Consider the following 15,247-nt stretch of genomic DNA (forward strand, 5'->3'; position numbering starts at 1 on the left):
AAGAAAAGCGGGCAGTCTCGCCGCCGTGTCGAACGCATCGGACTACGAGGGCATGCTGCGCGCGGCGTCGCTGCGCGTGACGCGTCCTCGCCTGGCCGTGCTGCAGGCGGTGCACTCCCACCAGCACGCGGACACGGAGTCGATCATCCGTGTCGTGCGGGAGGACCTCGGGGAGGTGTCGCACCAGGCCGTCTACGACGTCCTGCGTGCGCTGCACTCCTCCGGGCTGGTCCGCAGGATCCAGCCCACCGGTTCCGTCGCGCGGTACGAGGCGCGGGTCGGCGACAACCACCACCACGTGGTGTGCCGGTCCTGTGGCGCCATCGCCGACGTCGACTGCGCCGTCGGCTCCGCACCCTGTCTCACCGCCTCCGACGACAACGGCTTCGTGATCGACGAGGCCGAGGTCGTCTACTGGGGCCGGTGCCCCGACTGCTCATCCACTGATCCCGAGAGGATGTCCCGTGTCTGACGAGCACCCCACCGTCGAGAGCGAGATGAACCGCGAGCAGGACGGCGGTTGCCCCGTCGCCGCCGGCCGCATCGCGCACCCCACCGAGGGTGGCGGCAACCAGAGCTGGTGGCCGAACCAGCTCAACCTGAAGATCCTCCGCAAGCACGCTCCCGCCGCGGACCCGATGGACGAGGGCTTCGACTACGCGAAGGAGTTCGCGACCGTCGACCTGGACGAGCTCGCCCGCGACGTCGACGCCGTCATCACCACCTCGCAGGACTGGTGGCCCGCCGACCACGGCAGCTACGCCGGGTTCTTCATCCGGATGGCCTGGCACTCGGCCGGCACCTACCGGACCTACGACGGCCGCGGCGGCGCCGGCGCCGGGATGCAGCGCTTCGCCCCGCTGAACAGCTGGCCCGACAACGGCAACCTCGACAAGGCCCGCCGGCTGCTGTGGCCGGTCAAGCAGAAGTGGGGCCGCAAGGTCTCCTGGGCCGACCTGATGGTCTTCGCGGGCAACCGCGCCCACGAGATCTCCGGCTTCCCGATGTTCGGCTTCGCCGGCGGCCGCGCCGACGTGTGGGAGCCCGACGAGGACGTCTACTGGGGCTCGGAGAACGTCTGGCTGGGCAACGAGGCGCGCTACGGCGGCAGCAAGGACTTCGCCCACCGCGAGCTGGAGAAGCCGCTCGGCGCGTCGCACATGGGTCTGATCTACGTCAACCCGGAGGGCCCCGACGCCAGCGGTGACCCGATCGCCGCGGCCCGCGACATCCGCGAGACCTTCGGCCGGATGGCGATGAACGACGAGGAGACCGCCGCGCTGATCGTCGGCGGCCACACCCTCGGCAAGACCCACGGCGCCGCCAACCCGGACGAGAACGGCACCGTCGGCCCCGAGCCGGAGGCCGCCGACATCACCGAGCAGGGCCTGGGCTGGAAGCAGAACTTCCGGTCCGGCAAGGGCCGTGACGCCATCACCTCCGGGCTCGAGGTCATCTGGACCCGGACCCCGAACCGGTGGAGCCACGACTACCTCAAGCACCTCTACGCCTACGAGTGGGAGCTGACCGAGTCCCCGGCGGGTGCCAAGCAGTTCATCGCCAAGGACGCCCCGGAGATCATCCCCGACCCGGAGCCCGGCTACCCGAACCGCAAGCCGACGATGCTGGTCACCGACGTCGCGATGCGCGTCGACCCGTCCTACGGCGAGATCACCCGCCGCTGGCTGGACAACCCGTCCGAGTTCGAGGACACCTACCGTCGCGCCTGGTACAAGCTGACCCACCGCGACATGGGCCCGAAGGAGCGCTACATCGGCGCCTGGGTGCCGACCGAGGAGCTGCTCTGGCAGGACCCGGTCCCGGCCGTGGACCACGAGCTCGTCTCCGCCGACGACGTCGCGTCGATCAAGGCGAAGGTGCTGGAGTCCGGCCTGTCGGTCAGCGACCTGGTCAAGACCGCCTGGGCCGCGGCCTCGTCGTTCCGCCAGTCCGACAAGCGCGGTGGCGCCAACGGCGGCCGCATCCGCCTCGAGCCGCAGCTGCAGTGGGAGGTCAACGACCCCGACACGCTGCGCACCGTGATCTCGACGCTGGAGTCGATCCAGTCCGACGTCAACGGCTCGCTCACCGGTGGCCGGAAGATCTCCTTCGCCGACCTGGTCGTGCTGGCCGGTGCCGCCGCGGTGGAGAAGGCCGCCAAGGACGCCGGGCACGACGTCACCGTCCCGTTCGTCCCGGGCCGGACCGACGCCACCCAGGAGAAGACCGACGTCGAGTCGTTCTCCTACCTGGAGCCCACCGCCGACGGCTTCCGCAACTACCGCGGCAAGGGCCACACCCTGCCCGGCGAGTTCCTGCTCGTGGACCGCGCGAACCTGCTCGGCGTCTCCGCCCCGGAGATGACCGTGCTGGTCGGCGGCCTGCGTGTGCTGGGCGCCAACACCGGCGGGTCGACGGCCGGCGTGTTCACCGACAAGGTCGGCACGCTGACCAACGACTTCTTCACCAACCTGCTGGGCTCCGATGTCCAGTGGCGTTCGGTCGCCGGTGACGACGACTCCTTCGAGGCCGTCGACGCCTCCGGGAACGTGAAGTGGACCGGCACCCGGGCCGACCTGGTCTTCGGGTCGAACTCCGAGCTGCGCGCCGTCGCCGAGGTCTACGCCTCCGACGACGCCAAGGAGAAGTTCGTCCGCGACTTCGTCGCCGCGTGGGACAAGGTCATGATGGCCGACCGCTACGACGTCTGATCGTCGCGTAGCAGCACGTCACGACGCCCGGGCCGGGTCACCGGCCCGGGCGTCGTCGTGTCCGGGCCTCGCCGCACACCTCCGTCGAGATGCGCGCACCCCGCACGCCCCTGAGCCGCATCTCGACGCATTCCGGACGCCGAGATGCAGCTCAGCGGGCCGGGGAGATCCACGACTCCCGCTGAGCTGCATCTCGGCGGGTCGGTGCCGGCCAGCGGGCGACCCGTGGAGGGGCGTCAGTGGTGCAGCAGCCGTGGCGCCCAGGTCCCGGCACGCGGGCGGACGGCCCACCACAGCCGGGCGTAGGCGGCGTGCAGGCCGTCGCGCATCCGCGGACGGGGGCAGCGCCGGGCGAGGCGGTGCGCCTCGGCCTCGCGGTGCAGGTCCGCCATCCGCGCCCGCGCGAGACGGGCCCCGTGGTCCTCGATCACGACCCACCTCCCGGCGGCTCTGGCGGGGTGATCTCGCCGGGCGGGCGCGGGAGCCACGTCCCGAAGAAGAACTCGACCGGACGCGCCCCCGGCGGACGGGTGGACGGGTCGTGCTGCCGCTGCTCGAACCGCCGCGAGACGGCGATCAGCTCCTCGTGCAGCGCGCCGAGCTCCTCGGCGGTCATCCAGGTGGAGCCCGCCGAGAACCCGGCGCCCTCGCGCCACTCGGGCGCCTCGGCCCCGGCGCGCCGGAACCACCGCTTCATCTTCTCGGCGACCCGGTCGACGTAGACCTCCGACAGCGTCTCGGCGGCCATCGCGGTCTCGGGCTCCATGCCGTCCTCGACGCCCCAGGACTGCCCGTAGCGGACGAGCTTCCACGGCTTCTCCCGGCCGCGGCCGCCCTCGGCCGGCTCGACGAAGCCGTACTTGGCGAGGATCCCCAGGTGGTAAGCGCAGCTGGCGACGCTCTCGCCGGTGAGCTCGGCGCACCGGGTGGCCGTCGCGGTCCGTTCGAGCCCGATCACCTCCAGCAGCTCCACCCGCAGCGGATGGGACAGCGCACGCAGCCGCGCGGGGTCGGTGAGGGTGTAGGGCTCCTTCGGCACGGGAGTCAAGGTATCTTTATCAAGACATCTTGAGCAAGAGGCTTTGACTCAAGTTCGAACGCCGAGATGTAGCTCAGCGGGCCGGGAAGATCCACAAATCCCGCTGAGCTGCATCTCGGCGATCGGCCCGCGGCCTGGCACCCCCGGGCAAAGCGCCGGCGGCACACGCGGAGGCGGCGGGTCACCCCAGCCCGTCGAGCACCCCCGCGAGCCCCGAGGGCTCGGACAGCATCGGCCAGTGCCCCGTCGGGAGCGCGACGAGCGTCCACTCCGGACCGCCCATCTCCGCGAACCCGGGTACGCCCGCGTCGATCAGCTCCCGGACGTCGTCGGGCGCGAAGCTGCAGGCCACGACGGTCTTGGGCAGCGAGGGGTCGGGCGTCCCGCGACGCGCGCCGGTGAGCACCACCCCGGGCGGCTCGGCCACCGAGCGGGCACGGACGTCGTCGAACACCGCGTCGGGGATGCCGGCGGTGCTGCTGCCGGCGGCATCGAGCTCGGCACGGGCCGGCATCGGCAGCGCGCCGTGCTCGGCGAGGGTCGCGCGGGTCGCGGCCTGCGCGTCGGGCGGGGTGAAGTCGATCTGCGCGACGCGGTCGGGCAGCGGGCCGGTGTCGACGAACACGAGGCGCGCGAGCCGGCCCCGGGCGCGCTCGGCCACCGCGGCGCAGACGGGGCCCGCGCCGCTGTGGGCGACCAGGACGACCGGATCGCCCGCGTCACCGAGGGCGGTGAGCACCTCGTCGACACGGGTCTCCGCGGTCGCACCGGGCTCGTGGCCGAGGTCGAGCGCGGCCACGTCGTGCCCGCGGGCGCGCAGGTCGTCCGCGACCGCGCTCCATGCCGTCGCGTCGATCCAGAAACCGGGGACCAGGAGGTAGCTCGTCATGCCGCGAGCCTGGCGGCGGACGAGGACGGTTCCGGTCCTCGTCCTACTTCTTCTGCTGCTGCGCCTTCAACCGCGCGGCCTCGCGCTGGCTCTCGGCGCGGGTGGCGCGCTCGCGCGCGAGCCACTCGGGCTCCTCGGACTTGATCGCGGCGATCTGCTCGGTGGTCAGCGGCTCGGTGATCCCGGCGCGGGCCAGTCCCGAGATCGACACCCCGAGCCGGTCCGCGACGACCGGGCGCGGGTGCGGCCCGGTGGTGCGCAGCTCGCGCAGCCACTCCGGCGGGTCGGCCTGCAGGGCGTCGAGCTCGTCGCGCGAGACGACCCCCTCGCGGAAGTCGGCCGGGGTGGCGTCGAGGAGCACGCCGAGCTTCTTCGCCGCGGTCGCGGGCTTCATCGTCTGTGCGGACCTCTGGCGCGTCATGTCACCAGGCTATGCGGCTAGCCTCGACCGGTGACCGCCACGTCCTTCCACCTCGGCTACGTCCCGGGCGTCACCCCCGGCAAGTGGACCCGGATGTGGGCCGAGCGCCGTCCCGGGGTCCCCCTGGAGCTGCACACGGTGACCGCCGCCGAGGCCGCGGACCTGGTCCGCGCGGGCACGGTGGACGCCGCCGTCGCCCGGCTGCCGATCGACCGGACCGGGCTGCACGCGATCCCGCTCTACACCGAGACCACCGTGGTGGTCGTCCCGAAGGACCACGTGGTGACCGCGGCCGACGAGGTGACCGTCGCCGACCTGGCCGACGAGATCGTCCTGCGCACCGGCGACGACACGCTCGACTGGCCCGACGGGCCTCCCGGCCGGGCCGCGGAGTACGCCCCGCCGACGACGGCCGAGGCGGTCGAGATCGTCGCCGCGGGGGTCGGGGTGCTGGTCGTCCCGCAGTCGCTGGCCCGGCTGCACCACCGCCGCGACCTCACCTACCGGCCGCTGGTCGACGCCCCGGGTTCCGGCGTCGCGCTGACCTGGCCGGACGCGGAGAACAGCGACCTGATGGAGGAGTTCATCGGGATCGTGCGCGGCCGCTCGGCGCACAGCACCCGGACCCGTCGCAGCGAGCCCCCGGCGGCGCCGGCACCGCGCCCCCCGTCGACGGCGGGGAAGCGGCGACCGGCCCGGCGTCGCCGCTAGGCCGCCGGACACGACGACGCCCCCGGTGCACGGGGCACCGGGGGCGTCGGACGTATGACGCGGAGGGTCAGGCCGCGGCGGCGGCCGGCTTCTTCGAGAGCTTCTCGAGGCGGCGCGTGGTGGGCCAGCGGACCGCGGTCGCCCAGCCGAGCTTCTCGAAGCCCCGGATGACGACGGCCGAGATGTCGATCTGGCCCTTCTTCACACCGTGCCGGGCGCAGGTCGGGTCGGCGTGGTGCAGGTTGTGCCAGGACTCGCCGAAGGACAGGACCGCCAGCCACCAGACGTTGGCGGACTTGTCACGGGAGGCGAAGGGGCGCTCGCCCCAGATGTGGCAGATCGAGTTGATCGACCAGGTGACGTGGTGCAGCACCGCGACGCGGACCAGGCCGGCCCAGAAGAACGCGGTGAACGCGCCCCACCAGGACATGGTGACCAGGCCGCCGACGAGCGCCGGGCCCGCCAGGCTGAACACGACGATCAGCGGGAACGCCTTCTCCACGCGCATCATGTCGCGGTCCTCGAGCAGGTCCGGCGCGAACCGCTTCATGTTCGTGAGGTCGCGGTTGAAGATCCAGCCCATGTGCGAGTGCCAGAAGCCCTTGACCAGCGCCTTCGCACCGGTGCCGTAGAGCCACGGCGAGTGCGGGTCGCCCTCCTTGTCGGAGAACGCGTGGTGCCGGCGGTGGTCGCCGACCCAGTCGAGCACGCTGCCCTGCAGCGAGATGCTGCCGGCGACCGCCAGCGCGATCCGCAGCGCCCGGTTCGCCTTGAACGAGCCGTGGGTGAAGTAGCGGTGGAAACCGACCGTCACACCCAGGCCGCTGACCAGGTAGAACACGACGAACAGCGCGACGTCGACCCACCCGAGGCCCCAGCCCCACGCGAGCGGGACGGCGGCGAACAGCGCGAGCGTCGGGAGGACGACGAACAGTCCGACCAGGAACATCGCGCCGGGCGGGCGCTGCCCGTCGACGATCGGCGCGGGCGTCCGCTTCGCGGGCGTGCTGCGGGGTGGTGCGGCCTCGAGCGTCATGGCTCCACTGTCCCGGCGGCGCTACCCAACGGGCAGTGCGGCTAACCCCCCTGTTGCGATTCGGGTTGCGCTCCCCGGTCCGGACTTGACCGACGAGTAACTTGTGAGTACTGAACGGGGAGTGAAGCTCTCCACCGTCCTCCCCTACGGCGACGACCCGATCCGCAACGCGGACGCCGTCACCGACATGGAACGCGCCGGCCTCGACGTCGTCTGGGCCGCCGAGGCCTACTCCTTCGACGCCGTCTCCCTGCTCGGCTACCTCGCCGCGCGCACCGAGCGGCTCGAGATCGGCTCGGCGATCCTGCCGATCTACTCGCGCACCCCGACCCTGACCGCGATGACCGCGGCCGGCCTCGACGCCCTGTCCGACGGCCGGTTCAGCCTCGGCCTCGGCGCGTCCGGCCCGCAGGTCATCGAGGGCTTCCACGGCGTCGCCTACGACAAGCCGATCGGGCGCACCCGGGAGATCATCGAGATCTGCCGCAAGGTCTGGAAGCGGGAGGAGAAGCTCACCCACGACGGGCTCTACCCGATCCCGCTGCCCGGCGGCACCGGCCTCGGCAAGCCGCTGAAGATCATCAACCACCCGAAGCGCGCCGACATCCCGATCTGGGTGGCCGCGCTGGGCGAGAAGAACCTGCAGATGACCGCCGAGCTCGCGAACGGCTGGCTGCCGCACGTCGTGCTGCCGGAGAAGATCCAGGAGGTCTTCGGGCCCGCCCTGGAGGCCGGCTACGCCAAGCGCGCCCCCGAGCTGGGCCCGCTGCAGATCACCGGCGGCGGGATCGTCGCGCTGGAGGAGGAGTTCTTCGAGCCGGCCCGCCAGGCCGCCCGCGGCCTCTACGCGCTCTACATCGGCGGCATGGGCGCGCGCGGCAAGAACTTCTACAACACCGTCTTCGCCAAGCAGGGCTACGCCGACGCGGCGAAGACCGTGCAGGACCTCTACCTGGACGGGAAGAAGGAGGAGGCCATGGCCGCCCTCCCCGCCGACTTCATCGACAAGGTCACCCTGATCGGCTCCGAGGGCCACGTCCGCGAGCGGATCGCGGCGCTGCAGGAGAACGGGATCACCCACCTGCACGTGAACCCGATGACCAACGACGTGAACCGCACGTTCGAGAAGCTCAAGACCTGGATGTCCTAGGTCCGGGCTTGCCGGGCCCGCGCGGGCGTGCTCATCTGGGTGACATGGTCGACAGCGCTGTTGGTCAGGACGTCGCCCCCAAGGAGTTCGACGCGGTCGTGGTCGGAGCCGGGTTCGCCGGGCTCTACATGCTGCACCGTCTGCGCGGGCTCGGGATGTCCGCCGTCGTGCTGGAACGCGCCGACGGCGTCGGCGGGACCTGGTACTGGAACCGCTACCCGGGCGCGCGGTGCGACTCGGAGAGCTACTACTACTGCTACTCCTTCGACTCCGCGCTGGAGCAGGAGTGGACCTGGACCGAGCGCTACCCGCGCCAGCCGGAGATCAGGGCCTACCTCGACCACGTCGCCGACCGGTTCGACCTGCGCCGGGACATCCGGCTCTCGACCACCGTCACCGGGGCCCGCGCCGACGCCGACGGGCGGGGCTGGACCGTGTCGGTCGAGGACGGCCCCGACCTGCGCTGCCGGTTCCTGGTCACCGCGGTCGGCTGCCTGTCCGCGGCGAACGTGCCGGACCTGCCGGGCCTGGACGACTTCGCCGGGCGCTGGTTCCACACCGGCAGCTGGCCGCACGGGGGCGTCGACGTCGCCGGGCGGCGGGTCGGCGTCGTCGGCACCGGCTCGACCGGGATCCAGGCGATCCCGGTGCTGGCCGAGCAGGCCGCGCACCTGACCGTCTTCCAGCGCACCCCGAACTACTCGATCCCGGCCCGCAACGGCCCGCTGACCGAGGACGAGTCGCGCGCCTACAAGGCCGACTACGACCACATCCGCGAGATCCAGGCCGGGTCCACCAACGGGCACCCGTTCACGATCGACGACCGCTCCGCCCTCGACGACCCCGACGACGAGCGCGAGCGCAGGTACCGGGCCGCCTGGGAGCGCGGCGGGCTGCGGTTCCGCGCGGCCTACCGGGACCTGCTCGCCGACGAGGCCGCCAACGCCACCGCCTCGGAGTTCATCCGCGACCGGATCCGGGAGGTCGTCGAGGACCCGGCGACCGCCGAGGCACTGCTCCCGCACGACCACGGCTTCGCGACCAAGCGCCCGCCGATCGACACCCACTACTTCGAGACCTACAACCGCGACGACGTGACGCTCGTCGACGTCCGGGCCGACCCGGTCGAGGCCGTCGAGCCGGGTGGTCTGCGGCTGCGTTCGGGCGCGCTGCACGAGCTGGACGACCTGGTGTTCGCCACCGGCTTCGACGCGCTGACCGGCCCGCTGCTGCGGCTGGACCCGGTCGGCCCGGACGGCACGGCGCTGAGCGACGCCTGGCGCGCGGGCCCCCGGACCTACCTGGGGCTGGCCGTGTCCGGCTTCCCGAACCTGTTCACCGTCACCGGGCCGTTCAGCCCGTCGGTGCTCACGAACATGCCGACCTCGATCGAGCAGCACGTCGACTGGATCGCCGGCTGCCTGGCGCACCTGCGCGCGACCGGCCGGGACCGGATCGAGGCCGACCCGGTCGCCGAGCGCGACTGGGGCGAGCACAACCGGGCCGCCGCCGACGCGACGCTGCTGCCGCGGGCCGCGTCGTCCTGGTACCTGGGCGCGAACGTGCCGGGCAAGCCGAGCGTGTTCATGCCCTACGCCGGCGGGTTCGCCCGCTACGCCGCGACCTGCGCCGACGTCGCCGCCGACGGCTACCGCGGGTTCCGGCTGTCCGGCCGCGGCGCGGCCGCGTGAGCACCACGCCACCCCCCGACGAGGGAACCTGCGGCATTGCGCCGTTCGGCCCAGTACCGGGGGGTCGCGTCACGGCTCGTAGGCGGGGCGTAGAGAATGTGTGACGTCATCCACGGTTCACGGCGCCCCGGGCAACCCCTGCCGGGGCACCCGCGACAGGACTCGCGACATGACGAGGAGCCCGACTTGCTGGAGCTCGCCATCCGGACCTCCGACGAGCCGATCTCCCCCGGGCAGTACCGGCACACGGCGACCCACGCCTGGTGGATGGGGACCTGCTTCGCCCGCGACGAGCTCTGCGTCCACTACAGCGAGCACCTGCTCCAGCAGTGGACCCCGCTCGACCCGGCCCAGGACTGGCTGCTCGACCGCGAGCTGACCGGCCGCGTGCACTGGCTCAGCGGCGACGGCGCGGCCGCGATCGAGGACGGCTTCGACATCGCCGACCAGTGGCCCACCGGCCGCTTCCGCGCCCCGCACGGCGACTTCTACGCCGCGCTCCACGGCCACCGGCCCGCCGCCAAGGTCGGCTCGTGGGCCAACCCGACCGAGGCGTTCCTCGCGGGCCTGCCCCGCGACCCGGCCGCGATGCTGGACCGGCTGATCGCCGACAGCCCGCCCGGCCGCGGCTACACCGGCCCGTTCCCCAGCGCGGTCGACGCGCTGCGGACCTGCCGGGTCCCCGCCGAGCTGCGCGCGGTGCTCTACGCCGCGCTGCGCCGGATGCCGGCCGTCTCCCTCGGCGAGACCGACAACCTCGACGGCGAGCGGCACCCCACCCTCGTCCACGACGACGGGCCGGTCCGCACCGAGCTGCTGATCTCCCCCGTAGACGGGCAGTACGCCGGCGAGCGCGACACCGTCCGCCGCCCGGCCCGCGTCGGCCCGCCGGTCGGGACGGTCGTCGCCGAGACGGCGACGCAGACCGCGGTCGTCGGCGTCCTCGGGTCCCCGCCCGGCTTCTGAATCGTGCCGCTCGCCGTCCGCGTGCGGTCGATCACGAAACGATCACGAAGTGGGACCCGGCACACTGCCCGGTCTCGCGTCGAGGGGACTAACCTGGTAGCCGGTCGCGACAAATCGAGCAGCTATCAAGGCGGTTGACGCAGAGTGTCATCGAGCAGTACCTCCCATCAGGCGAGCGACTTCGGTCCGAACGAGTGGCTCGTCGAGGAGATGTACCAGCGCTTCCAGGAGGACCCGTCGGCCGTGGACCCGGCCTGGCACGAGTTCTTCGCCGACTACGGCAAGGACGGTGAGCAGACCTCCTCGTCGTCCGTCGGGACCGAGGAGCCGGCCGACACCTCCTCCGGCAACGGGTCCGCCCCGGCGGCCTCCTCGGGTGGGGTCACCCGCGGCGCGGCCACCGAGGACGACCAGGGCAGCGGGAGCGGCACGGAGACCGGCGCGGCCGGCTCCGGCGACGCCCCGGCCCAGAAGGCCGTGACGAACGGCGGGAAGGCCGGCGGCAAGGGCACCGCCACCTCCCGCGACGTCCCGCCGCCGGTCACCCCGAAGGCCGAGCCGCCGCCCGCCGAGGAGCGCCTGCGCACCGCGAGCGCACCGGCCCCGGCGTCGTCGTCGAACGGGACACCGGCCAAGCCCGCCGCGGGCAGCGGATCCAAGGCCGCGAAGCCGGCGCAGGACGGGGGTGGCGCGACCACCACCCCGCTGCGCGGTGCCGCGAACGCCATCGCCAAGAACATGACGTCGTCCCTCACGCTGCCGACCGCGACCAGCGTCCGTGCGGTCCCGGCCAAGCTGCTGGCCGACAACCGCATCGTCATCAACAACCACCTCAAGCGGACCCGCGGCGGGAAGCTGTCGTTCACGCACCTGATCGGCTACGCGCTGGTCCGGGCCCTGGCCGACTTCCCGAACCTGAACCGGCACTTCGTCGAGACCGACGGCAAGGCCTCGGTCGCGACGCCGGAGCACGTGAACCTCGGCCTGGCCATGGACATGGCGGGCAAGGACGGCAGCCGCACGCTGATCGTCGTGTCGATCAAGGGCTGCGAGAACCTGTCGTTCGCGCAGTTCTGGCAGTCCTACGAGGGCATGGTCCGCAAGGCCCGCGAGGGCAAGCTGACCGCCGAGGACTTCTCCGGCACCACGATCAGCCTCACCAACCCGGGCACGCTCGGCACCAACCACTCGGTGCCGCGGCTGACCGTGGGCCAGGGTGCGATCGTCGGCGTCGGCGCGATGGAGTACCCGGCCGCGTTCCAGGGCGCCTCCGAGGAGCGCCTCGTCGAGCTCGGCATCTCCAAGATCATCACGCTGACCTCGACCTACGACCACCGGATCATCCAGGGCGCCGAGTCCGGCGACTTCCTGCGCCGGATCCACCAGCTGCTCCTCGGTGAGGACGGCTTCTACGACGACATCTTCGCCTCGCTGCGGGTGCCGTACGAGCCGGTCCGCTGGGTGCAGGACTTCCCCGAGGGCGAGGTCGACAAGACCGCCCGTGTGCTGGAGCTGATCGAGTCCTACCGGACCCGCGGCCACCTGATGGCCGACACGGACCCGCTGAACTACCGCCAGCGCCGGCACCCCGACCTCGACGTCCTCAGCCACGGCCTGACCCTGTGGGACCTCGACCGCGACTTCGCGGTCGGTGGGTTCGGCGGCCAGAGCCACATGAAGCTGCGCGACGTGCTCGGCCTGCTGCGCAACTCCTACTGCCGCACCATCGGCACGGAGTACATGCACATCGCCGACCCCGAGCAGCGCAAGTGGCTCGAGGAGCGCATCGAGGTCTCGCACGTCAAGCCGGACTCCTCGGAGCAGAAGTACATCCTGTCCCGGCTGAACGCGGCCGAGGCCTTCGAGACCTTCCTGCAGACCAAGTACGTCGGGCAGAAGCGGTTCTCGCTGGAGGGCGGCGAGACCGTCATCCCGCTGCTCGACGCCGTGCTGGACAAGGCCGCCGAGCGCGAGCTCGACGAGGTCGTCATCGGCATGCCGCACCGTGGCCGGCTCAACGTGCTGGCCAACATCGTCGGCAAGCCGATCAGCCAGATCTTCCGCGAGTTCGAGGGCAACCTCGACCCGGGCCAGGCGCACGGCTCCGGCGACGTGAAGTACCACCTCGGCGCCGAGGGCAAGTACTTCCGGATGTTCGGCGACGGCGAGACCGCGGTCTCGCTGACCGCGAACCCGTCGCACCTGGAGGCCGTGGACCCGGTGCTGGAGGGCATCGTCCGCGCCAAGCAGGACCTGCTCGACAAGGGCGACGGCGGCTTCACCGTGCTGCCGGTGCTCATGCACGGCGACGCGGCGTTCGCCGGCCAGGGTGTCGTCGCCGAGACGCTGAACCTCGCGCTGCTGCGCGGGTACCGCACCGGCGGCACCGTGCACGTCGTCGTCAACAACCAGGTCGGGTTCACCACCGCGCCGGAGCACTCGCGCTCCTCGCAGTACTGCACCGACGTCGCGAAGATGATCGGCGCGCCGGTCTTCCACGTGAACGGCGACGACCCGGAGGCCTGCGTCTGGGTCGCCAAGCTGGCCGTCGAGTACCGCCAGCGCTGGAACAACGACGTCGTGATCGACATGATCTGCTACCGGCGCCGGGGCCACAACGAGGGCGACGACCCCTCGATGACCCAGCCGTCGATGTACGACATCATCGACGCCAAGCGCAGCGTCCGGAAGATCTACACCGAGTCGCTGATCGGCCGTGGTGACATCACCATGGAGGAGGCCGAGCAGGCGCTCAAGGACTTCTCCAACCAGCTCGAGCACGTCTTCAACGAGGTGCGCGAGCTCGAGAGGACCCCGCCGGTGATCTCGCCGTCGATCGAGTCCGAGCAGCTCGTCCCGTCCGACCTCGACACCTCGGTCCCCCTCGAGGTCGTCCACCGGATCGGCGACGTGCACGCCAACCTCCCCGAGGGGTTCGCCGTGCACAAGCGGGTCGAGCCCGTGCTGCGCAAGCGCGAGAAGATGTCCCGCGAGGGCGACGTCGACTGGGCCTTCGCCGAGCTGCTCGCCATCGGCTCGCTGGCGATGGACGGTCGGCTGGTCCGACTGTCCGGTCAGGACTCGCGTCGCGGCACCTTCGTGCAGCGGCACTCGGTCCTGATCGACCGGCACACCGGTGCGGAGTACTTCCCGCTGCGCAACCTGGCCGAGGGGCAGGGCCGGTTCCTGCCCTACGACTCGGCGCTCTCGGAGTTCGCCGCGGTCGGCTTCGAGTACGGCTACTCCGTCGCCAACTCCGACGCGCTCGTCATGTGGGAGGGCCAGTTCGGCGACTTCGTCAACGGCGCCCAGTCGATCATCGACGAGTTCATCTCCTCCGGCGAGGCCAAGTGGGGCCAGCTCTCCGACGTCGCGCTGCTGCTGCCGCACGGCCTGGAGGGCCAGGGCCCCGACCACAGCTCCGGGCGCATCGAGCGCTTCCTGCAGCTGTGCGCCGAGGGCTCGATGACCGTCGCGCTGCCGTCGGACCCGGCGAACTACTTCCACCTGCTGCGTCAGCACACCCTCGACGGGGTGCGCCGGCCGCTGGTGGTGTTCACGCCGAAGTGGATGCTGCGTGCCAAGCAGGTCGTCAGCCCGCTGTCCGACTTCACCGAGGGCCGGTTCCGCCCGGTCATCGACGACCCGGAGCACGCCGGCAAGGGCGAGCGCGTCTCCGGTGTGAAGCGGGTGCTGTTCTGCTCCGGCAAGATCTACTGGGAGCTGGCCGCGGCCCGCGACAAGCGCCGCAAGAACGGCGACGCAGGCGTGGACGAGGCCGCGCTGGTCCGCGTCGAGCGGCTCTACCCGATGCCGGCCGAGGAGATCGCCGCCGTCCTCGAGCGCTACCCCGAGGCCGCCGGTGACGTCCGCTGGGTCCAGGAGGAGCCGGCCAACCAGGGCTCGTGGCCGTACTACGGCCTGGAGCTGCCGCAGAAGCTGCCCCAGCTGCAGGGCAGCTTCACCCGGGTGTCCCGGCGTCGGATGGCGGCCCCGGCCGCCGGCTCGTCGAAGGTGCACGAGGTCGAGCAGGCCGAGCTGATCGACAAGGCGTTCGCCGGATAACACCACGCACGACGACGGCCCGGTCGGGGATCTCCCCGGCCGGGCCGTCCGTGTCCCGGGGGTCAGGAGCGGCGCAGCGCCCCGGCGACGACCGCGGCGCCGGTCACGACCGGCACGGCCCACTCCGCCACCCGGATCCGGCGGCGCAGCGCGGCGTCCGGGCCATCCGGCGTCGCGGCGCGGCGGCCCAGCGCCCCGGCCCAGGCGCTCGCGGCGAGCGCGGCACCGGTCAGCGCGGTCCGGGTCGCCGCCGCGGCCGCGACGCCCGGCTCGCGCCGGCGGACCGCGTCGCGCGCCAGCAGGCCCGCCCCGCCCAGCAGGTGCGCCGCCGTCGCGGCGGTGCCGATCCGGCCCCACCCGCCCCAGCCCGCGCCGGCGAGCCGTTCGCGCTCGGCCGGGTCGCCGACCGCGTCCAGCGCGCCGTTGAGGCCGGTGACGCCCATCAGCGAGCCGCCGAACCAGGCGGCCAGGCCGACGTCGTGCAGGGTGCGGGCCACGGGAGGGGTGAGTGCCATGAGAACTCCGGATCGGGGGGACGGCGGGGCCGCGGGCGCGGCGGTCCGTCGAC

13 protein-coding genes are annotated in these 15,247 nt (G+C 72.3%); 7 read left to right on the forward strand and 6 right to left on the reverse strand.

Annotated features, from left to right (window positions below):
* The first annotated feature begins 52 nt into the window (after positions 1-52).
* The gene (locus KPL60_RS26090; RefSeq protein WP_073578604.1) at positions 53-472 is read left to right on the forward strand and encodes a Fur family transcriptional regulator; all 420 of its coding nucleotides are present in this window, start codon (positions 53-55) and stop codon (positions 470-472) included.
* Entirely contained in the window at positions 465-2,711 is a 2,247-nt protein-coding gene (gene katG / locus KPL60_RS26095; RefSeq protein WP_374228756.1) for a catalase/peroxidase HPI, read from the forward strand. Before KPL60_RS26090 ends, katG begins: the two co-directional genes overlap by 8 nt.
* Before the next feature lie 236 nt (positions 2,712-2,947).
* On the opposite strand, the gene KPL60_RS26100 is transcribed toward katG, so the two are convergent.
* From KPL60_RS26100 to KPL60_RS26115, 4 genes are all read right to left on the reverse strand, one after another.
* Entirely contained in the window at positions 2,948-3,142 is a 195-nt protein-coding gene (locus tag KPL60_RS26100) for a hypothetical protein (RefSeq protein WP_062397453.1), read from the reverse strand.
* Entirely contained in the window at positions 3,139-3,750 is a 612-nt protein-coding gene (locus KPL60_RS26105) for a helix-turn-helix domain-containing protein (RefSeq protein ID WP_226350025.1), read from the reverse strand. Before KPL60_RS26105 ends, KPL60_RS26100 begins: the two co-directional genes overlap by 4 nt.
* Positions 3,751-3,931: 181 nt before the next feature.
* Positions 3,932-4,639 carry an alpha/beta hydrolase gene (locus tag KPL60_RS26110; protein WP_226367498.1) on the reverse strand — a complete coding sequence of 236 codons (708 nt, stop codon included), beginning with the start codon at positions 4,637-4,639 and terminating at the stop codon, positions 3,932-3,934.
* A 43-nt stretch (positions 4,640-4,682) separates the two neighbouring features.
* A complete protein-coding gene (locus KPL60_RS26115) occupies positions 4,683-5,060 on the reverse strand; it encodes a DUF5997 family protein (RefSeq protein WP_062397456.1) in 378 nt (125 codons plus the stop codon).
* A 93-nt stretch (positions 5,061-5,153) separates the two neighbouring features.
* Here KPL60_RS26115 and KPL60_RS26120 point away from each other — a divergent pair, with 93 nt between their 5' ends.
* Positions 5,154-5,771, forward strand: a complete 618-nt coding sequence (locus KPL60_RS26120; RefSeq protein WP_226368240.1) for a LysR substrate-binding domain-containing protein — start codon at positions 5,154-5,156, stop codon at positions 5,769-5,771.
* Between the two features lie 67 nt (positions 5,772-5,838).
* On the opposite strand, the gene KPL60_RS26125 is transcribed toward KPL60_RS26120, so the two are convergent.
* Entirely contained in the window at positions 5,839-6,807 is a 969-nt protein-coding gene (locus KPL60_RS26125; protein WP_226350023.1) for an acyl-CoA desaturase, read from the reverse strand.
* A gap of 121 nt (positions 6,808-6,928) precedes the next feature.
* Between KPL60_RS26125 and KPL60_RS26130 the strand changes: the two genes are divergently transcribed.
* From KPL60_RS26130 to KPL60_RS26145, 4 genes are all read left to right on the forward strand, one after another.
* Complete coding sequence (locus tag KPL60_RS26130) at positions 6,929-7,957, forward strand: LLM class F420-dependent oxidoreductase (RefSeq protein ID WP_226367499.1); 1,029 nt, start codon at positions 6,929-6,931, stop codon at positions 7,955-7,957.
* 44 nt (positions 7,958-8,001) lie between these two features.
* Entirely contained in the window at positions 8,002-9,648 is a 1,647-nt protein-coding gene (locus KPL60_RS26135) for an NAD(P)/FAD-dependent oxidoreductase (protein WP_226367500.1), read from the forward strand.
* Positions 9,649-9,834: 186 nt separating this feature from the next.
* The gene (locus KPL60_RS26140; protein ID WP_062397463.1) at positions 9,835-10,614 is read left to right on the forward strand and encodes a hypothetical protein; all 780 of its coding nucleotides are present in this window, start codon (positions 9,835-9,837) and stop codon (positions 10,612-10,614) included.
* 144 nt (positions 10,615-10,758) lie between these two features.
* Positions 10,759-14,679, forward strand: coding sequence for a multifunctional oxoglutarate decarboxylase/oxoglutarate dehydrogenase thiamine pyrophosphate-binding subunit/dihydrolipoyllysine-residue succinyltransferase subunit (locus tag KPL60_RS26145; protein ID WP_226367501.1), 3,921 nt, complete (start codon positions 10,759-10,761; stop codon positions 14,677-14,679).
* A 62-nt stretch (positions 14,680-14,741) separates the two neighbouring features.
* On the opposite strand, the gene KPL60_RS26150 is transcribed toward KPL60_RS26145, so the two are convergent.
* Complete coding sequence (locus KPL60_RS26150) at positions 14,742-15,194, reverse strand: hypothetical protein (RefSeq protein ID WP_226367502.1); 453 nt, start codon at positions 15,192-15,194, stop codon at positions 14,742-14,744.
* Positions 15,195-15,247: the final 53 nt, after the last annotated feature.

This window comes from Pseudonocardia sp. ICBG162 (genome assembly GCF_020496225.1).
Classification (GTDB): Bacteria; Actinomycetota; Actinomycetes; order Mycobacteriales; family Pseudonocardiaceae; genus Pseudonocardia; species Pseudonocardia alni.